This window comes from Xanthomonas sacchari (genome assembly GCF_024266585.1).
Taxonomy (GTDB): domain Bacteria; phylum Pseudomonadota; class Gammaproteobacteria; order Xanthomonadales; family Xanthomonadaceae; genus Xanthomonas_A; species Xanthomonas_A sacchari_C.
Genome location: NZ_CP100647.1, coordinates 3274101 through 3292997, shown reverse-complemented (window position 1 = coordinate 3292997; position 18897 = coordinate 3274101). Strand labels below are relative to the sequence as shown.

The window sequence follows — 18897 nt, the reverse complement described above, 5'->3', positions numbered from 1 at the left end:
GCGATGCCGGCCCGGGGCCGGTTCGCGGGCACGGTACACTAGCCCGGCGACCGCCGCTGGCGGCCGCGCGGTGCCTCCCGGGCATGGTGGGGAGGTGCGGACGATGGGCCTGTGCATCCGGGCGCAGGCGTCGTCGCAGCGTTCGGGTGCGCAGTGCCAGTGCCGCGTGGGGCGGCCGGCGAGTGCCACGGTTTGCATGTCCATGTCTTCTTCCCTGTTGTTCGGTGTGCTGGCGCTGTCGTTCGCCGCATTCGGCGCCTCCCGTTCCGAGGCGTCCACTCCCCGCGCGGCGCAGGCCGCGGCGTTCGATGCACTGATCGAGGACGTCGGTGCGCACGGCAAGGACATGGCCGCCGACGAGCAGGCCTACCGCGTCGCGCACGCGCGCCTGCAGGCATTGCTGCCCGCCGACGACCCGGTGCGGCGCGCGCGCCTGGACGCCTTCGACTGCCAGCATTTTCCGCAGGGGCCGGCCGCGGCGGTGGAGCAGGCGCGGCGCGGCGAGCGCGGCGCGGTCGCGCGCGCGCATGTGCAGGTGCGCCTGGAGTACCTGTTGTGCGAGACCTACGCGCTGTACAACGACGGGCAGCGTCCGGCCTATCTGCGGCCCGCCACCACGATCCTGGCGTTGACCAGCGCGCAGCGGTTCCCGCGCCTGCGCGCGGCGGCCTTGCGCATGCGCGCCTTCGCCGAGCGCGATGCCGGCCATTACGCGCAGTCGCTGCGCACGTTGCAGGAACTGCGCCGGCTCGACGCGCAGCGCGATGGCGGCTGGGTGGCGCTGCTGACCCTGATCGGCGTCGCCGACGCCTACCTGGACATGGGCCTGCCGGACCTGTCGCACGAGGTCGTCGCCGAGGTCCTGCAGCGGGCCAGGCACGGCGATGGCGGCTACATGCAGGCGCTGGCGGTGGAGCGCGAAGGCGCCATCGCCGAGCAGCGCGGCGACCTGCCGGCGGCGCTGGCCGCCTACCTGCGCGCGGCGGAGCTGCATGGCCGGCATCCGCAGGAGGGCTCGCAGGCGTCGTTGCTGCTGCGTGCGGCCCGGGTCAACACCTTGCTGGGCCAGCTGCCGCAGGCGCGAGCGCAGCGGCAGCAGGCCGAGGCGCAACTGGTCGCGATGGGCGCCACGCGGCTGATGCGCGCGCGGCGCGACTACGTGGATGCGCTGATCGCCGCGCGCAGCGGCGACGCGCGAACCGCCCTGGCGCTGGCCGCGCAGGCCGAGCAGGGCTACCGCGCCAACGGCGACCTGCGCAGCCTCAGCGACGTGCTGGACCTGAAGGCCACCGCGCTGCGCGCGCTCGGTGCATGGCGGCAGGCGCTGGATGCGCGCGAGGCGCAGATGCGCGTGCAGCAGGAGCTGGATACGCGCATGCAGCGCGAGCAATCGCAGTTCCTGATCGCCGAGTCGGAAAGCCGCGAGCGCGACCTGGCGGCACTGCAACTGGCGCAGAAGGCCGAAACCCAGCGCAACCAGCTGCGCGCGATGGAGCGCGAGGCGACCCTGCGCCGCGCGCTGCTGGGGGTGTTGCTGCTGTTGCTGGCGGTGCTCGGCGGCGTGCTGTTCCTGACCCTCGGGCGCCTGCGTGGCGCCCGCCGCGAAGTGCGCATCGACAGCCTCACCGGCGTGGCGTCGCGGCGCCAGGTCCTGGGCGAACTGGACGCCGCGCTGGCGGCGCTGCCGCGCGGCGGCCGCATGCCGCTGTCGGTGCTGGCGCTGGACGTGGACCACTTCAAGCGCATCAACGACGAGCACGGCCATGCGGCGGGCGACCAGGTGCTGCGGCTGGTCGCCACGACCCTGCGCCAGAGCCTGCGCAGGAGCGACAGCTTCGGCCGCACCGGCGGCGAGGAGTTCCTGGCGTTGCTGCCGAGCGTGGCCCGCGCCGAGGCGCAGGAGCTGGCCGGGCTGCTGCGCGAGGTGCTGGAACGGCAGTCGTTCGATGCGATCGTGCCGGGCCTGCGCCTGACCGTCAGCATCGGCCTCGCCGAGGCCGGCGCCGGCGAGAGCAGCCAGGCACTGCTGGCGCGCGCCGATGCCGCGCTGTACCGGGCCAAGCACGGCGGCCGCAATCGGGTGGAGCTGGCGACGCCGCCGGACGCGGCGGGCACGCGCGGCGGCCGCGGCGCCTGACGCGCCGGGTCCACTTGCGCCAGGCACGTGGCCGCGACGGGCGGGTCCGGTCGCCGACGTCAGATTCGCTTAAGAACCGTCGATCACCCTGCCGCATGGCGCCGCCCTGGCAGGTGCGGACGGTCGTGGCCTGCCCATGCCGGCCCGGTACGGCGCGGTTCCTGCACGCCCTTCATCCCCGCCCGGCGGCGGCACGCAAGGTCGCGTCGTCGGCCACTCCACGCCTCTTTCGCTATGGTGACGCCATGCGCATCCTCCTGGTAGAAGACGATCTCTCGCTCGGCGACACCCTGCGTGCATGGCTGAAGCTCGATGGCTACACCGTGGACTGGCTGACCCGCGGCGACGAGGCGCGCGCCGCGCTGCGGGCGCAGCCCTACCAGTGCGTGCTGCTGGATCGCGGCCTGCCCGGGGTCGAGGGCGATGCCGTGCTGCGCGCGCTGCGTGCCGCGCGGGTGAGGACGCCGGTGCTGCTGATCACCGCGCGCGATGCGCTGGAGGATCGCGTGCAGGGCTTGGACCTGGGGGCCGACGATTACCTGGTCAAGCCGTTCGACCTGGAGGAGCTGTCGGCGCGGGTGCGCGCGGCGTTGCGCCGCGGCAGCGGCGGTGATCCGTACGTGCTGCTGCGCCACGGCGCGGTGACGCTGGATCCGGTGGCCAAGCGTGTCACCCGCGATGGCGAGGTGGTGGCGCTGACCGCGCGCGAATATGCGCTCCTGCATGCGCTGCTGGCGCGCAAGGGCCACATCGTCGCGCGCGGCGAGCTCGAGGATGCGCTGTACGGCTGGGGCGAGGAGGTGGAAAGCAACGCGATCGAGGTGCATATCTCGCACTTGCGCAAGAAGCTCGGCAGCACGCTGATCGCCACTGTCCGGCGCCAGGGCTATTGCCTGGGAGGATCGGCGTGATCCGTTGGGGGCGCGGCCGGGGCCGCGCCAACGCCGCCGCCGCCGATCGGCGCTACTCGCTGCGCCGGCGCCTGATCGCCACCACGCTGGGTTCCAGCGTCGCGTGCTGGCTGGTCAGCCTGGCGATCATCGTCGGCGTGGCCTGGAACGAGACCAGCGACGTGTTCGACGATGCCCTGGAGGAAAGCGCGCGCCTGCTCGCCGCGTTCGGCCCCGGGCTGCTGCAGGGGGCTGCGCAGGACGACGACGCTGCGGCGTCGCCGATCGGCGGGGGGCGGCTGTACTACCAGATCGTCGATCGTCACGGCACGGTCCTGCGACGTTCGCAGGAGGTGCCGTCGCGGCCGTTCGTGGCGCCGCGCCAGGTGCACGGCGAGGACGCCACGCGCACCGTGCTGCACGCGCAGCGGCTGTGGCGCGTGTACGTGCTGCATGCGCCCCGGCAGGACGTGTACGTGCAGGTCGCGCAGCCGCTGGAGGAGCGCAGCGAGTTGCTGGAGGACATGGCCGAGAACCTGGTCTGGCCGGCGCTGGCCTTGCTGGCGTTGCTGGCCGCGCTAAACGGGTGGGTCATCCGCCGGCAGCTGCAGCCGCTGGACCGGCTGATGCGGGAGATCGGCCGGCAGTCGCCGCAGGCGCTGGGGACGGTGTCGGCGCACGGACAGCCCGACGAGGTGCGTCCGATCGTGGATGCGCTCAACGGCGTGCTGGCGCGGCTCGGCGAGGCGTTGCAGTCCGAGCGTCGCTTCACCGCCGACGCCGCGCACGAGCTGCGCACGCCGTTGTCGGCACTGCGCATGAAGATCCAGTTGATCCAGCGCACCCTCGGCGACGCGCCGGACCCGGCGCAAGCGCAGCCCCTGGCGATGCTGCGCGCCGACGTGGACCGGGCTACCGCGCTGGTGGAGAACCTGCTGATGCTGGCGCGGCTGGAACCGCGCCAGGCCGGCAGCCTGGCATGCGAGACGGTGGCATTGGCGCCGTTGCTCGAGACCCTGCTGGCCGAACTGGCGCCGGCGGCCGCGGCCAAGGGCATGCGCCTGGAGGTGGCGCTGGCCGTCGACAGCGTGTGGGCGCATGGCGAACTGTTGCGCAGCGCGCTGCGCAACCTGCTCGACAACGCGGTGCGCTACGGCCGCCAGGGTGGGCAGGTGCACATCGACGCCGGCGCGTTGCGCGATGCCGCCGGCACGGTCACGGCCGTGCGCCTGGTCGTGCGCGACGACGGGCCCGGCGTCGCCCCGGCCGATCTGGCGCGCATCACCCAGCGCTTCTTCCGGGTCCTGGGTACCGCCACGCAGGGCAGCGGGCTGGGGCTGTCGCTGGTCGAGCGCATCGTCGCCCTGCATGGCGGGACCCTGCGGTTCGCGTCGGGCGAGGGCGCCGGCATGACGGTGGCAGCGACCTTGCCGCAGGGCAGGGCGGCCTGACCTGCGTCGGCAGCGGCCGGCATCAGATTCGCTTCAGCTTCGCGTGGTCCCATGGCCTCCGTGGCGATTGGCCATGATCTTTCAGTGGAGTCCCCCATGCGCAAGCCCATCCTGCCTGCACGCGTCCTTGCCGTCCTCGCCGTCCTTGTCGCGCTGCCCGCCGGCCAGGCCATGGCCCAGTACACCGGCCCCAGCAGCGTGCAGCTGACCACGGTCAAGCAGCTGCTCGATCAGGGCAAGGACGACCAGCAGGTCGTGCTGCGCGGGCGCATCGTCTCGCACGACGGCGGCGACCGCTATACCTTCCGCGACGCCACCGGCAGCATCAAGGTCGAGATCGACGCGCATCGCCTGCCTGCCGGGCGCCCGTTCGACGACAAGGTCCAGGTCGAGCTGCTGGGTGAACTCGACAAGGACCTGCGTTCGCTCGAAGTCGACGTGGACGAAGTGCGCTTCCTGCGCTGAGCCGTCGCGGCCCGCCGCACGCGCCGGGCCCCGCTGCGCAGCGGGGGGCGCTGCGGCTATGCTGCGCGGCATGTCCACGCCCGCCGCCGCCTGTGTCCTCGTGGTCGAGGACGAACCCGCCATCGCCGATACCGTGCTGTACGCGTTGCGCAGCGAGGGCTACCAGGTGCGCCACTGCCAGCTCGGGCGCGAGGCCCTGGCGCAGTTGCGCGAGGGCGGCATCGACGTGGTGGTGCTGGACGTGGGCCTGCCGGACCTGAGCGGGTTCGAGGTCTGCCGCACGCTGCGCGGTTTCAGCCAGGTGCCGGTGCTGTTCCTGACCGCACGCAACGACGAGATCGACCGCGTGCTCGGCCTGGAGCTGGGCGCCGACGACTACGTGGCCAAGCCGTTCTCGCCGCGCGAACTGGTCGCGCGGGTGCGCGCAAGGCTGCGGCGCCCGGCGGCGGTCGTCGGCGATGCCGAGGCCGGCTGGCAGCAGCACGGCGATTTCGCCATCGACCGCGACGGCCGCCGCATCCGCTGGCGCGGCGCACCGCTGGACCTGACCCGCTACGAGTACGCGCTGCTGGCGGCGTTGCTGCAGCGCCCCGGCGCCATCCTCAGCCGCGCGCAACTGATGGACCGCGGCTGGGACAGCAGCGCCGACAGCGCCGACCGGACCGTCGACACCCATATCAAGACCCTGCGCGCCAAGCTGCGCGCGGCTGGCGCCGCGCGCGACCCGATCCGCACCCACCGCGGGCTCGGCTACGCGCTGGAGGCCTGAGGTGCGGCTGGGGCTGAAGCTGTTCCTGGGGTTCTTCCTGATCGTTGGCGTGGCCGCGTTCTTCGTGATGCGGGTGTTCGTCAACGAGGTCAAGCCGGGGGTGCGCCAAGCGATGGAGTCGACCCTGGTGGACGCGGCCAACGTGCTGGCGCAGATGGCCGCGCAGGATCTCAAGGACGGGCGCATCGGCAGCGGCGGTTTCGCCCGCGACCTGGCCGCCGCGCAACGTCGCGATCCGCGCGCGATGGTCTGGCGCTTCCCCAAGCACAGCGTCGACTACCGCGTGACCATCACCGATGCGGCGGGCATCGTGGTGTTCGACTCGCGCGGGCAGGACATCGGCCGCGACAACGCGCGCTGGAACGACGTGTACCGCACCCTGCGCGGCGAGTACGGCGCCCGCTCCAGCCCCGAGGCCGACGGCGACCCCAACCACACGGTGATGCACGTGGCCGCGCCGGTCTACGACCCGGCCGACCCGCGGCGGTTGATCGGCGTGCTGACCCTGTCCCAGCCCAACCGCAGCATCGAACCCTTCATCGTCGCCAGCCAGCGCAGCATCCTGTTGCGCGGCGCCTGGCTGATCGGCATCTCCGCGCTGATCGGGATCCTGATGACCTGGGGCCTGCTGCGCGGGATCGGCCGGCTCAACCGCTATGCGCAGGCGGTCAGCGCCGGCGCGCCGGTACCGCCGCCGCCGCCGCGCCGCGACGAGATCGGCGATCTCGGCCGCGCGCTGGAAACCATGCGCCGCAAGCTGGAGGGCAAGCAGTACGTCGAGCAGTACGTGCAGTCGCTGACCCACGAGATGAAGAGTCCGCTGGCGGCGATCCGCGGCGCCGCGGAACTGCTGCAGGAGCCGCTGCCGGAGCCGGAGCGGCAACGCTTCGTGCGTAACATCGCCGAGCAGCAGCAGCGCCTCACCGAGACCATCGACAAGCTGCTGGCGCTGGCCGAGGTGGAGCAGCACGGCTGGCTGCAGCGACGCGAGCCGGTGGCGCTGGCGCCGCTGTGCGCGGACCTGGCCGAAGCGCTGGCGCCGCAGCTGCAGGCGCGCGGGCTGCAGCTGCAGCTGCAGGCGCTGGACCCGGCGTTGGCGGTGTCGGGCGATCCCTACCTGCTGCGCCAGGCGTTGCACAACCTGCTCGACAACGCCATCGCCTTCTCGCCGGAGGGCGCGAGCATCGTGCTGCGCGCCGAACGCGGCGCCGACGCACGCGTGCGGCTGTCGGTGCAGGACGCAGGCCCGGGCGTTCCCGACTACGCGCTGGAGCGGGTGTTCGAGCGCTTCTACTCGCTGCCGCGTCCGGCCACCGGCCAGCGCAGCTCCGGCCTCGGCCTGCCGTTCGTGCGCGAGGTGGCGCGCCTGCACGGCGGCGACGCCAGCCTGCGCAACCGCGACGGCGGCGGTGCGGTGGCCTGCCTGGCGTTGCCGCTGGCCTGAGCAGGATCGATTCGCGCGAGGGCACGCTGGATGTGGGGTGCCGGCGTTCCCGCGTCGGGACTGAAGTCCCTCCCACAGTGGGGCGCACGCCGCGTCGCAAGTACGCCGGCGTTCCAATCCCCAATCCCCAATCCCAAATCCCGAATCCCGAATCCCGAATCCCGAATCCTCCCACTTCACACCCACTTCAAATTCGCCTCAAACCCCGCCCACGCAGCGACAGCATCCTGGCGCCCTCCCAACACGCGAGGCGGCCATGACGTCCCTGAAACTGCTCCTGCGATTCGCCACCATCGGCGGATTGATCCTGTTGTTGCTGATCCCGTTGCTGATGATTCGCGGCACCGTGCAAGACCGCCAGCACTACCGCGAGGAGGCGGTGCAGCGGGTGTCGCAGAGCAAGGCCGGCGAACAGCGTCTGCTCGGCCCGCTGCGGGTGATCCCGTGGACCCAGGAGCGCGACGTCGCGGTGCTCGATGCCGACGGCAAGCGCGTGACCAAGCGCGAGACCGAGAGCGGCTACGTGCTGCAGGCGCCGCGGCGGCTGCAGGTCGAAGGCGAACTGAAACCGTCGCAACGCCGCATCGGCCTGTTCAAGGTGCAGGTCTACAGCTGGCATGCGCGGCTGAAGGCCGAGTTCGAGGATCTCGACTACGCCGCCGCCGACCGCCGCCGCTATGGCACGCCGTACCTGGTGATCGGCCTGCAGGACGTGCGCGGGCTGGTCGGCACGCCGAACCTGCGTGCCGATGGCCGCGCGCTGCCGCTGCAGCCGGGCTCGGAGGGATTGGCCAACCTTTCCAAGGGCGTGCACGCCTTGTTGCCGGCCTTGCACGATGCGCAGCAGGGGCGGCTCGCCGACCTGCACGACGTGCAGATGGAGTTCGTGCTCGACGGCACCCAGGCGCTGTCGATCGTGCCGGTCGGCGACGACAATCAGATCGCGCTGAGTTCGCCGTGGCCGCATCCGCTGTTCGGCGGCCGCTTCCTGCCCAACGAGCGCCGCATCGGCGCGCAGGGGTTCCAGGCGAGCTGGGCGCTGTCGTCGCTGGCGACCGGTGCGCAGGCGCAGCTGCAGTCCGCGCTGGAGACCCGCGCGCCGTCGCCGCTTCCGGAATCCGGCGGCCAGGACCTGGACGCGCTGCGCGTGGACCTGGTCGACCCGGTGGACGTGTATACCCAGGCCGAGCGCGCCAGCAAGTACGGCCTGCTGTTCGTGGTGCTGACCTTCGTCGCCTTCGGCCTGTTCGAACTGATCAAGCGCTTGCCGATCCATCCGCTGCAGTACCTGCTGGTCGGCCTGGCGCTGGCGATCTTCTTCCTGCTGCTGCTCAGCCTGTCCGAGCATATCCCGTTCTGGCAGGCGTATCTGGTCTCGGCGGCGGCCTGTATCGGGCTGCAGTTCTTCTATCTGTCCGGGGTGTTGCGCAGCCGCCTGCGCGCGGCCGGCTTCGCCGCCATGCTGACCGCGCTGTACGGCGCGCTGTACGGCCTGCTGGCCTCGGAAGACAACGCCTTGCTGATGGGCTCGCTGCTGCTGTTCGGCGTCCTCGGCGCGATCATGTGGATCACCCGCCGGATCGACTGGTACGCGCTCGGCGCGGCGCTGCGCTGAGCCGCCGCGAGGAGCGCCGGACATGCTCGCGCACCGTCATCTGCACCGCCGTTTGCAGGCGCTGTTGCCGGCCGCCCTGGAGACCCAGGGCCTGCACCCCGGCAACCTGCCGACGCTGCTGGCGCGCAGCGCGCAGGCCGCGCTGGTCACCGCCGCCGACCGCGGCGGGGCCCTCTGGCTGCGCTTGAGCGAACGCAGTTGCGCCGCCCTGGCCGGCGACGCGGCAACGTTGTTGGCCAGCGCACTGCAGGCGCGTGCGGCCTTGGCTGGCGACGCCGCGCCATGGCGCTATCGCCCCTGGCGCCCGCTACGTCGCGATGCGCCCTGGGCTGCGGGCCAGGGCGCGCAGGACGCCGCCGATGCGTCCACAGCGGGCTTCGTCACCTGGGAGGCGCAGGGCCGTGCGCGGCTCCTGGTGCTGCCGGCGCAGGCGGCGCTGCTGTGCCGCTGGTGGCGCTGAGGCCGGGCGCCCACGTCGACCGCGACCATGGCCGGCCCGATGGCCATCGGCGTCAGCCATGCCGGTGGTGGCAGGACGCCATCGTCGGTCACGGGACGGGCAGGACGCGGGTGCAGGGAAGCGGCAAGGGCGTGCGCACTCGCATCGCCACGCAGGCAGTGCAAGAGGCGCATGCGGCACAGGACAGGCAGGGCGCCCAAGCAGGGACAGTGGCAAGGCCGCGCACGCAAGGACATCGCCGGACAGACAGCGCAAGGAAACGCATGCGTCAAGGGACGGGCAGGACGCCTGCGCAGGGACGCGGCAAGGAGGCACATGCAAGGGCATCGCTAGGCAGATAGCGCAAGGAAACGCATGCGTCACGGCACGGGCAGGACGCCCGCGCAGGGAGGCGGCAAGGACGCGCATGGCAAGGGCATCGCCAGGCAGGCAGCGCCAGGGAAACGCTTGCGGTAGAGTGCACGGATGCACTCTCCGCTCTCCATTCAGCGCCTGCGCGGCGCCGGGATCGTGCCGTTCCTGGACGCGGTCGCACAGTTGCGCATCGCGGTGTTCCGCGACTGGCCCTACCTCTACGACGGCGACCTCGGCTACGAACGCGACTACCTGGCCGCCTATGCCGCCTCGCCGGACAGCGTGTTCGTGCTGGCCAGCGACGGCGAGCGGGTGGTCGGCGCCTCCACCGGGCTGCCGCTGGCCGACGACGCCGACGCCTTCGCCGCGGCCTTCGCCGGCAGCGGTATCGACCCGGCCGAGGTGTTCTATTTCGGCGAATCGGTGTTGTCGCCGCAGTACCGCGGTCGCGGCGTCGGCCACGCCTTCTTCGACGGGCGCGAGGCGCACGCGCGCGATCTCGGCCGCTTCCGCCTGACCGCGTTCTGTTCGGTGGAGCGGGCGCCCGACGATCCGCGGCGGCCGCCGGACTATCGCGGCAACGATGCGTTCTGGCGCAAGCGCGGCTACCAGCCGCAGCCGGCCTTGCGCATGCACCTGCCGTGGAACGAGGTCGACCGCGGCGAAACGCCGCATACCCTGGGTTTCTGGACCCGTGCGTTGGAGCCTGCCGCATGAAAGTCGCCGTCGCCAAGTATCCGATCGGCGCGCCCGCCGATTTCGCCGCCTTCGCCGACAAGCAGGCCGTGCTGCTCGGCGAGGCCGCGCGGGCCGGCGCGCAGCTGGCGGTGCTGCCCGAGTACCTGTCGCTGGAACTGGCCGCGACCTTCGGCACGGCCGTGTCGGCGCGGCTGCCGGCCTCTCTCGCCGCGATCCAGGCGCTGCATGCGCCGTACATGGCCTTGTTCGCCGACCTGGCGCGGCGCCATCGCCTGCACGTGGTCGCCGGCAGCTTCCTGCTGGACGGCGGGCAGGGGCGCTACCGTAATCGCGCCTACTGGTTCACCCCCGACGGCGGCCACGGCTGGCAGGACAAGCTGCAGCTGACCGGCTTCGAAAAGGCCACCGGCCTGATCGACGGCGGCGAGGCGCTGAAGGTGTTCGAGGCCGAGGGCGTACGTGCCGGCGTGGCGGTCTGCTACGACAGCGAGTTCCCGCTGCCGGTGCGCGCGCAGTACGAAGCCGGCGCGCGCCTGCTGGTGGTGCCCAGTTGCACCGACACCGAGGCCGGCGCCACCCGCGTGCGCGTGGGGTGCCTGGCGCGGGCGCTGGAGAACCGCATCTTCGTGGCCCAGTCGGTGACCGCCGGCGTCGCCGAATGGAGCCCGGCGCTGGACGTGAACACCGGCGAGGCGACGCTGTACGCACCGATGGACGCCGGCTTCCCCGCCGACGGCATCGTCGCGCAGACCCGCGGCGAGCAGGTCTGGGCGATCGCCGAGCTGGATTTCGCCGCGTTCGAGGCCAGCCGCGGCAACGCCCAGGTGGCCAACGACCGCGACTGGCGCGGGCAACTGGCCCCGGCCGTGGTGCGCGCGGAGCTGAGCCGCTTCGCGTAGCGGGAAGTCCCCTGCGACTGCGCAGACGGCTCGCCAGGATCTGTCCCCTCGGCACCAAGCCGCTTGCACCACTGCCGAATCCCCACTCCCGAATCCCGCGGCGCCAGCAGGCGCCGCCACGGCAAGGTAAAATCGCCCGATTCCCGTCGTTTCGAGCGTTCCATGGCCTGCCGCACCCGTTTCGCCCCCAGTCCCACCGGTTACCTGCACATCGGCGGCGCGCGTACCGCGCTGTACTGCTGGCTGGAGGCACGCCACCGCGGCGGCGAATTCGTGCTGCGGATCGAGGACACCGACCGCGAGCGCAGCACCCAGGCGGCGATCGACGCGATCCTGGAAGCGATGGAGTGGCTGGGCCTGGACTACGACGAAGGCCCGATCTACCAGACCCGGCGCCTGGACCGGTATCGCGAGGTCGCCGAGCAGTTGCTGGCGCAGGGCAAGGCCTACTACGCCTACGAGACCCGCGAGGAACTGGACGCCATGCGCGAAGCGGCGATGGCGCGGCAGGAGAAGCCGCGCTACAATGGCGCCGCGCGCGAACTGAACCTGCCGCACCGCGACGATCCCAACCGGGTGATCCGCTTCAAGAACCCGACCGAGGGCGTGGTGGCGTTCGACGACCTGATCAAGGGCCGCATCGAGATCGCCAACAGCGAGCTCGACGACATGGTGATCTTCCGTCCCGACGGCTACCCCACCTACAACTTCGCGGTGGTGGTGGACGACTGGGACATGGGCATCACCGAGGTGATCCGCGGCGACGACCACATCAACAACACCCCGCGGCAGATCAACATCTACCAGGCGCTGGGCGCGCCGGTGCCGAAGTTCGCGCACATGCCGATGATCCTCGACGAGCAGGGCGCCAAGCTGTCCAAGCGCACCGGCGCGGCCGACGTCATGCAGTACAAGGATGCCGGCTACCTGCCGCACGCGCTGATCAACTACCTGGCGCGGCTGGGCTGGTCGCACGGCGACCAGGAACTGTTCGGGCGCCAGGAGCTGATCGACCTGTTCGACGTCAAGGACGTCAATTCCAAGGCCGCGCGCCTGGACATGGCCAAGCTCGGCTGGGTCAACCAGCACTACCTCAAGAGCGACGATCCGGCCACGATCGCGCCGCAGCTGGAGTATCAGTTGCGCAAGCTCGGCATCGACCCGGCCGCCGGCCCGGCCGCGGCCGAGGTGGTGGTGGCGCTGCGCGAGCGCGTGCAGACCCTGAAGGAAATGGCCGAGAAGGCCGAGGTCTGGTACCGCCCGCTGACCCGCTACGACGACGCGGCGGTGGCCAAGCATCTCAAGCCGGGCGCCGAGCTGGCGCTGGGCAAGGCCCGGGAGCTGCTGGCGGCGCTGCCGCAGTGGAGCCTGGAGGGCGTCGCCGCCGCGCTGCACGATACCGCCGCGGCGCTGGAGATCGGCATGGGCAAGGTGGCGCAGCCGCTGCGCGTGGCCATCACCGGCACCCAGGTCAGCCCGGACATCTCGCAGACCGTCTACCTGGCCGGTCGCGACGAGGCCTTGAAACGCATCGACGCCGCGCTCATCAAGATCCCAGCGGGAAGCTGATTCCCGGGAGACCGCCATGTCCAGCAAGAAGACCGCCTGCACCGAGCCGCACCACCACGTCCACGACGCTGCCGACTTCGTCAAGGTGGTGGAGCGGGTGAGCCGCGAGCGCGGTCTGCGCCTGACCCCGATCCGTGCCAACGTGCTGCGGCTGATCGCCGAGGCCGGGCGCCCGGTGAAGGCCTACGACCTGCTGGAATGGGTGCGCGAAGGCAAGGGCGTGGGCGCCGACGCCCCGCCCACCGTGTACCGCGCGCTGGACTTCCTGATGGCCAACGGCTTCGTGCACAAGCTCGAGTCGGTCAACGCCTTCGTCGCCTGCCACCACCCGAGCAGTGCTCAGCATTCGGTGCCGTTCCTGATCTGCGACCGCTGCCACAGCGCGGTGGAGCTGGAGGACCGCGAGGTGGTCGCGCAACTGGAGCAGCGCGCCAAGGCGCTGGGGTTCCAGCCGCAGGCGCAGACCCTGGAAGTGCACGGTCTTTGCGCGAAGTGCGCGGGCTGAGCCGGCGCACGTTGCTGGGCGCTGCGTGGCGACCGGGCAGACAGGGCAGGGCGTTCGATTGATCTGAGCCTGGCTGTCGCACGCGCGGGGTCTGCGTGTTGCGCCGCCGCGGGTAGGGTGGTTCCGTCACTGCGTTTTCTTGGCCAGCCCGGTTGCGGCCCTTTCGTGTCTCGCAGGGTCGCATGCCCGAACGCGTGAGGTGGTCGGGCGATCACTCAGTCCTGCACCGCGGCGCGCCCGCCCTCGCGCACCTGCTCCCAGTCCAGGCCGAACCGCGCCAGGTACTTGCGCAGGCGGTCGGCGTCGTTGGTGCTGGCGCGCTGTGTGCGCGACACGGCAAACAGTTCACGTCCTGCCTGCGATAGCGACTTTGCCGTCGCGCAGACCCGGACCACGTCTTCTAGTTGTACGCGCTCGAAGCGGTCCAGGTGCGCCGCCGCCTCGCCAAGCAGGGCATCCAGCGGCGAGGGTGGGGTGCCGTCGCGCCATTGCCGGCGTAGGCGCTCGATTTCCTCCTCCACCAGCTCGAGTTGGATGCGTCCGGCATTGGCCAGCGTCGCCAGGCGCATCACCGAGGCGCTGAGGTCGCGGAAGTTGCCGTGCCAGCGCGCCTCGGCGCCGGTGGCGAAGGCGAGGTAGCGGCTGCGCGCCTCGCGATTGAAGGTCACCCGCTGGTGCTGTTCGCGCGACCAGCGTTCCAGTTCGAAGTCCAGGTTCGGCTCGATGTCCTCGCGGCGTTCGGCCAGGCCGGGCAGGTGGTAGGTCCACAGGTTCAGGCGTGCCAGCAGGTCCTCGCGGAAGCGGCCTTGCGCGACGTGCTGGTGCAGGTCGCGGTTGGTGCCGGCGATCAGCTGGAATTCGCTCTCCACCTCGCGATCGCTGCCGACCGGCAGGAAGCGCTTCTCCTCCAGCGCCCGCAGCAGCATGGCCTGCTCGTCCAGGCCGAGCTCGCCGATCTCGTCGAGGAACAGCAGGCCCTGGTGGGCCGAGCGCAGCAGCCCCGGGCGGTCGCTGACCGCGCCGGTGTAGGCGCCCTTGGTGTGGCCGAACAGCGCGCTCATGGCGCCGTCGCCGCGCAGGGTGGCGCAGTTGACCTCGACGAAGCGCCCAGGCAACTGGTGCTTGAGCTTCTTCAGTTCGAACACGCGCTTGGCCAGCTGGCTCTTGCCGGCGCCGGTCGGTCCCATCAGCAGCATCGGCGCCCTGGAGCGCGTGGCCACGGTCTCGATCTGTTCGATCATGCGGTTGAACGCCGCATTGCGCGTGGCGATGCCGCTCTTCAGCAGCGCACGGTCCTGCAGTTGTTGCTGCTGGAAGCGCTGCGCGATGCGGTCGTAGCGCGACAGGTCCAGGTCGATCACGGTGTAGGCGCCGGCCTCGCCGCTGCCCTGTTTGCGCGGCGGCGAGGTCTGCAGCAGGCGTCCGGGGAAGTGCCGGCTCTCGGTCAGCAGGAAGCCGCAGATCTGGCTGACGTGGCTGCCGGTGGTGATGTGCAGGTAGTAGTCCTCTTCGTCCGGGCGGAACGTATAGCCAGCAAAGAAGTCGTGCAGGGTGGCGTACACCCCTTCGAAGTCCCAGGGGTCGGCCAGGTAGGTGTCGTGCAGCTGCACCTGCGTCTCCGGCGAGACCTGGCCAAGGTCCTCGCTCACCAGCTGCGCCAGCTTCTGGTAGCGGCGCAGGTCGGTCAGCAGCTCCAGGCGGCTGAGCAGGAAGTCCTCGTGCATCCCCAGCGCCACCGTCGGGCGCCACTTCTCCCAGCGTCCGGGGCCGCTGCCCGCATCCAGCTGGGTGCCGAGCATGCCGAACACCACCTGTGGCTTGTCCATATCCATCCTTATAAGAATTTCGCTGAATTTATATAAATATCCACTGTAGGGCAAGCAGCTGGGTCTTGTCGATTGGAAATTATTTCTTTTAAATCAATGTATTAAATGTTTTTTGGGAAAGTTGGCACGGCCATTGCGATACCTGGGCATTACCAACGCGGGCCGTTCCCGCCAGGAGCCTGAGATGGCCAACATCACTTTGTTCTCGTCCTCGCGTGGCGCGCTGTTGCCACCGGCGACCGTGCGCAACGACGCGGGCGGCGCCGCCTATGCGCGTTCGCCGCAGGCGGCGCTGGCGCTGTACGCGGCTACCGGCTGCTTGAACGGCACCTTCCATGCCGGCGCCGAGCTGCAGCTGCAGCAGGTGCTCGGGCTGTGCGCGCAGGTCGATCCGGCCTTCGTCGCGCAGACCGCGATTTACGCACGTCAGGTCGCGCACATGAAGGACATGCCGGCATTGTTGTTGGCCACGCTGACCACCCGCGATCCGGACCTGTTCGCACGGGCCTTCCCGCGGGTGATCGACAACGGCCGCCTGCTGCGCAACTTCGTGCAGATCGTGCGCAGCGGGCAACTGGGGCGCAAGTCGCTGGGGTCGCGGCCCAAGCGCCTGGTTCGGCAGTGGCTGCAGCAGGCCTCGGCGCAGACCATCGTGCAGGCAGCGATCGGCCAGCAGCCGTCGTTGGCCGACGTGATCCGCATGGTCCACCCGAAGCCGGCCGACGCCGAGCGCGAGGCGCTGTACGCGTGGGTCGTGGGCAAGCCGTATCGCGAGGACGCGCTGCCGGCGATGCTGCAGGCGTACGAGGCGTTCAAGCGCGCCCCCTCGGGGGCGTTGCCGGAGTTGCCGTTCCAGTACTACACCGCCTTGCCGCTGACCGCGGCGCATTGGGCGGCGCTGGCACGGAACGCCTCGTGGCAGACCTTGCGCATGAACCTCAACACCTTCGCGCGGCATGGAGTGTTCGAGGATCCGGCGATGGTGGCGCAGGTGGCGGCACGCTTGCGCGATCCGGCGCAGATCCAGCGCGCCCGGGTGTTTCCGTACCAGTTGCTGGTGGCCAGCACCGCGGCCAGCCAGTTGCCGCCGCAGATCGGCCAGGCGCTGCGCGACGCGATGGAGATCGCGACGCGGCAGGTGCCGCGGTTGGACGGCAAGGTGGTGGTCGCGGTGGACGTGTCCGGGTCGATGGCCGCACCGGTGACCGGCTTCCGCCGTGGCGCCAGCAGCAGCGTGCGCTGCGTGGATGTCGCCGCGCTGATCGCGGCCTGCGTGCAGCGGGTCAATCCGCGCGCCACGGTGTTGCCGTTCGACACCCAGGTGCGGTCGCTGCGCTTGCGGCAACGCCAGGACGTGATCGCCCAGGCGCAGCAACTGGCCGCCCTGTGCGGTGGCGGGACCAGCGTCAGCGCGCCGTTGCTGCAGTTGAACGCGCAACGCGCGCCCGTCGACCTGCTGGTGCTGGTGTCGGACAACGAGAGTTGGCGCGACACCCGTAGCGGCGCGACCGCGACCATGCAGGCCTGGGCCGAGTTGAAGGCGCGGTGTCCGCAGGCGCGCATGGTCTGCATCGATCTGCAGCCTGTGGCCACCAGTCAGACGGTCGAGCGCGCCGACATCCTGCATGTCGGCGGCTTCAGCGACGCGGTGTTCGACCTGCTGGCCACGTTCGCGGCCGAAGGCGCAGGCGCCAAGCGCTGGGTCGAGCGGATCGGGTCGATCGTGGTGTGAGGCAGGCCGAAAGCAAGGTTTACCCGGCGGGCAATGGGGCCCGCCGGGCTGAGGGAGAAACACGATGCGAGTTGAAAGAGGCGGCGATGGCGGTCTCCTTGTTTCGCCGCCGGCGTCCACGAATGCCGATGGAACTACAGCCTCTTAAGCTCCAGGTCGCGGGTTCGAGTCCCGCCCACCCCAGGGATGGGGTTGGTAGCTCAGTTGGTAGAGCAGGAATGTTCCATCCCTCTTGTCGCGGACGTCGTCGGTCTTGTTGTGTGCGTTGCATGGAAGCGATGGACCCGGCGGGCAATGGGGCCCGCCGGGCTGCAGGAGACGCAGGATTTCAGTTGATGGAGGCGGCAGTTGCCGCTTCCCGGTTTCGCCGCCGGCGTCCACGAATGCCGATGGAACTACAGCCTTTTAAGCTCCAGGTCGCGGGTTCGAGTCCCGTCCACCCTTCGATGGGGTGGTAGCTCAGTTGGATAGAGCGGGAACGTTCCATCTCTCTTGTCGTGGACGTCGTCGGTCCTTTTATGCGCGTTGCCTGGCGGATGCAGGCGGGACTCCATCGGTCGCGGGTTCGAATCCCGCCCGCCGGTTGGCGGTAGCTCAGCGGTAGAGCGATCGTTCCGCAGACGGACTTGCCGCGTGAGGCGATGCGTTGGTTTTTGCGGTGAATGCAGGTGGAACTCCATCTGGTAGCCCTTCATGGGTCGGGTTCAAGTCCCGGCCGCGTGGCGGCAGAGCCGCCATGCGGAAGGTTCCACCCTTCCTCGTCACCGCGCTTTTTATTTGAAGATTCGTTGCACAAGGAGCAACACCATGAATACCGAACAGTACGACGTCATCGCGCAGCCGGGAGCGGCGCCGATCAAGCTGTGGACCCGCGGCGTGCCGCTGGAGGACGAGGCGCGCCAGCAGCTGCAGAACATCGCCAAGCTGCCCTTCATTCATCGCTGGATCGCGGTGATGCCGGACGTGCACCTGGGCAAGGGCGCGACCGTCGGCTCGGTCGTGCCGACGATCGGCGCGATCGTGCCTGCCGCGGTGGGCGTGGACATCGGCTGCGGCATGATCGCCGCGCGCACCTCGCTGGTCGCCAGCGATCTGCCGGATAACTTGGCGCCGATCCGCAGCGCGATCGAGCGCGCGGTGCCGCATGGACGTACGCCCGGCGCGCGCGACAAGGGCGCGTGGCAGACCCCGCCGGGCGCGACAGTGGACGGCTGGTCGCAGCTGGCCAGCGACTTCGCGCTGATCTGTGAGCGCCATCCGCGCCTGCGCAAGACCAATAACCTGCAGCATCTCGGCACGCTCGGCACCGGCAACCACTTCGTGGAGATGTGCCTGGACGAGACGCAGCGGGTGTGGTTCATGCTGCACTCCGGCTCGCGCGGCGTGGGCAACGCGATCGGCAACCACTTCATCCAGTTGGCCAAGGAGGAGATGCGACGCTGGATGATCAACCTGCCGGACCAGGACCTGGCCTACCTGCCGGAAGGCAGCCAGTACTACGGGGACTACGTGTTCGCGGTGGACTGGGCGCAGCGTTATGCGCGGATCAACCGCGAGATCATGATGCGCAGCGTGGTCGAGGCGGTCCGCACGGTGATCGCCAAGCCGTTCGAGGCGCAGGCCGAGGCGGTGAACTGCCACCACAACTACGTCAGCCGCGAGCATCACTTCGGCAAGGACGTGTTCGTGACCCGCAAGGGGGCGGTCAGCGCGCGCAAGGGCGAACTGGGCATCATTCCCGGTAGCATGGGGGCCAAGAGTTTCATCGTCCGCGGGCTCGGCAACGCGGACAGCTTCCATAGCTGCAGCCACGGCGCCGGCCGGGTGATGAGCCGCACCGAGGCGCGCCGGCGCATCAGCGTCGACGAACACGCCAAGGCCACCGCGCACGTGGAGTGCCGCAAGGACCAGGATGTGGTGGACGAGTCGCCGGCGGCCTACAAGCCGATCGAGGCGGTGATGGCCGCGCAGCGCGACCTGGTGGAGATCGTGCACACGCTGCGGCAGGTGGTGTGCGTCAAGGGGTAGCAAGAGGTGCCGGCCGGCGTGCCGTGCTGCCGGCCGGTGCCGATCGTCCGTGCG

General features: G+C 70.5%; 15 protein-coding genes. 14 read left to right on the top strand and 1 reads right to left on the bottom strand.

The features are described 5' to 3' along the window. The first annotated feature begins 202 nt into the window (after positions 1-202). From NKJ47_RS13750 to NKJ47_RS13695, 12 genes are all read left to right on the top strand, one after another. A complete protein-coding gene (locus NKJ47_RS13750; RefSeq protein ID WP_254458418.1) occupies positions 203-2137 on the top strand; it encodes a GGDEF domain-containing protein in 1935 nt (644 codons plus the stop codon). Positions 2138-2382: 245 nt separating this feature from the next. Then, positions 2383-3048: a response regulator transcription factor gene (locus NKJ47_RS13745; RefSeq protein WP_254458417.1), complete on the top strand. Its 666-nt coding sequence runs from the start codon at positions 2383-2385 to the stop codon at positions 3046-3048. Further along, positions 3045-4478, top strand: coding sequence for an ATP-binding protein (locus NKJ47_RS13740; protein ID WP_254458416.1), 1434 nt, complete (start codon positions 3045-3047; stop codon positions 4476-4478). The genes NKJ47_RS13745 and NKJ47_RS13740 overlap by 4 nt, the downstream gene beginning before the upstream one ends. A gap of 96 nt (positions 4479-4574) precedes the next feature. After that, positions 4575-4943 carry a YgiW/YdeI family stress tolerance OB fold protein gene (locus NKJ47_RS13735; protein WP_254458415.1) on the top strand — a complete coding sequence of 123 codons (369 nt, stop codon included), beginning with the start codon at positions 4575-4577 and terminating at the stop codon, positions 4941-4943. 58 nt (positions 4944-5001) lie between these two features. Continuing rightward, positions 5002-5712, top strand: a complete 711-nt coding sequence (creB, locus tag NKJ47_RS13730; RefSeq protein WP_254458414.1) for a two-component system response regulator CreB — start codon at positions 5002-5004, stop codon at positions 5710-5712. Position 5713: 1 nt separating this feature from the next. Then, entirely contained in the window at positions 5714-7156 is a 1443-nt protein-coding gene (creC, locus tag NKJ47_RS13725) for a two-component system sensor histidine kinase CreC (RefSeq protein WP_254458413.1), read from the top strand. A 256-nt stretch (positions 7157-7412) separates the two neighbouring features. Beyond that, positions 7413-8771 carry a cell envelope integrity protein CreD gene (creD, locus tag NKJ47_RS13720; protein WP_254458412.1) on the top strand — a complete coding sequence of 453 codons (1359 nt, stop codon included), beginning with the start codon at positions 7413-7415 and terminating at the stop codon, positions 8769-8771. Between the two features lie 22 nt (positions 8772-8793). Then, a complete protein-coding gene (locus NKJ47_RS13715) occupies positions 8794-9231 on the top strand; it encodes a hypothetical protein (protein ID WP_254458411.1) in 438 nt (145 codons plus the stop codon). 465 nt (positions 9232-9696) lie between these two features. Further along, positions 9697-10302, top strand: a complete 606-nt coding sequence (locus NKJ47_RS13710) for a GNAT family N-acetyltransferase (RefSeq protein ID WP_254458410.1) — start codon at positions 9697-9699, stop codon at positions 10300-10302. Continuing rightward, complete coding sequence (locus NKJ47_RS13705; RefSeq protein WP_254458409.1) at positions 10299-11183, top strand: carbon-nitrogen hydrolase family protein; 885 nt, start codon at positions 10299-10301, stop codon at positions 11181-11183. The genes NKJ47_RS13710 and NKJ47_RS13705 overlap by 4 nt, the downstream gene beginning before the upstream one ends. 162 nt (positions 11184-11345) lie before the next feature. Then, positions 11346-12752 carry a glutamate--tRNA ligase gene (gene gltX / locus NKJ47_RS13700; protein ID WP_254458408.1) on the top strand — a complete coding sequence of 469 codons (1407 nt, stop codon included), beginning with the start codon at positions 11346-11348 and terminating at the stop codon, positions 12750-12752. Positions 12753-12768: 16 nt separating this feature from the next. Then, positions 12769-13257: a transcriptional repressor gene (locus NKJ47_RS13695; protein ID WP_254458407.1), complete on the top strand. Its 489-nt coding sequence runs from the start codon at positions 12769-12771 to the stop codon at positions 13255-13257. Positions 13258-13472: 215 nt separating this feature from the next. Here the strand turns inward: NKJ47_RS13695 and rtcR are convergent, their stop codons facing one another. Beyond that, complete coding sequence (gene rtcR, locus NKJ47_RS13690; RefSeq protein WP_254458406.1) at positions 13473-15083, bottom strand: RNA repair transcriptional activator RtcR; 1611 nt, start codon at positions 15081-15083, stop codon at positions 13473-13475. 184 nt (positions 15084-15267) lie between these two features. Here rtcR and NKJ47_RS13685 point away from each other — a divergent pair, with 184 nt between their 5' ends. Together NKJ47_RS13685 and NKJ47_RS13680 are read left to right on the top strand one after the other, a co-directional pair. After that, on the top strand, positions 15268-16815 hold the full coding sequence (locus NKJ47_RS13685; RefSeq protein ID WP_254458405.1) for a VWA domain-containing protein: 1548 nt from the start codon (positions 15268-15270) through the stop codon (positions 16813-16815). An 807-nt stretch (positions 16816-17622) separates the two neighbouring features. Beyond that, positions 17623-18843, top strand: coding sequence for an RtcB family protein (locus tag NKJ47_RS13680; protein WP_254458404.1), 1221 nt, complete (start codon positions 17623-17625; stop codon positions 18841-18843). Positions 18844-18897 lie beyond the last annotated feature (54 nt).

Coding starts and splice junctions, on each gene's coding strand:
- creD (WP_254458412.1), top strand. CDS start 7,413: ATGACGTCCCTGAAACTGCTCCTGCGATTCGCCACCATCGGCGGATTG.
- NKJ47_RS13695 (WP_254458407.1), top strand. CDS start 12,769: ATGTCCAGCAAGAAGACCGCCTGCACCGAGCCGCACCACCACGTCCAC.
- NKJ47_RS13685 (WP_254458405.1), top strand. CDS start 15,268: ATGGCCAACATCACTTTGTTCTCGTCCTCGCGTGGCGCGCTGTTGCCA.
- NKJ47_RS13710 (WP_254458410.1), top strand. CDS start 9,697: ATGCACTCTCCGCTCTCCATTCAGCGCCTGCGCGGCGCCGGGATCGTG.
- gltX (WP_254458408.1), top strand. CDS start 11,346: ATGGCCTGCCGCACCCGTTTCGCCCCCAGTCCCACCGGTTACCTGCAC.
- NKJ47_RS13735 (WP_254458415.1), top strand. CDS start 4,575: ATGCGCAAGCCCATCCTGCCTGCACGCGTCCTTGCCGTCCTCGCCGTC.
- creB (WP_254458414.1), top strand. CDS start 5,002: ATGCTGCGCGGCATGTCCACGCCCGCCGCCGCCTGTGTCCTCGTGGTC.
- NKJ47_RS13680 (WP_254458404.1), top strand. CDS start 17,623: ATGAATACCGAACAGTACGACGTCATCGCGCAGCCGGGAGCGGCGCCG.
- NKJ47_RS13715 (WP_254458411.1), top strand. CDS start 8,794: ATGCTCGCGCACCGTCATCTGCACCGCCGTTTGCAGGCGCTGTTGCCG.
- NKJ47_RS13750 (WP_254458418.1), top strand. CDS start 203: ATGTCTTCTTCCCTGTTGTTCGGTGTGCTGGCGCTGTCGTTCGCCGCA.
- rtcR (WP_254458406.1), bottom strand. CDS start 15,083: ATGGACAAGCCACAGGTGGTGTTCGGCATGCTCGGCACCCAGCTGGAT.
- NKJ47_RS13705 (WP_254458409.1), top strand. CDS start 10,299: ATGAAAGTCGCCGTCGCCAAGTATCCGATCGGCGCGCCCGCCGATTTC.
- NKJ47_RS13745 (WP_254458417.1), top strand. CDS start 2,383: ATGCGCATCCTCCTGGTAGAAGACGATCTCTCGCTCGGCGACACCCTG.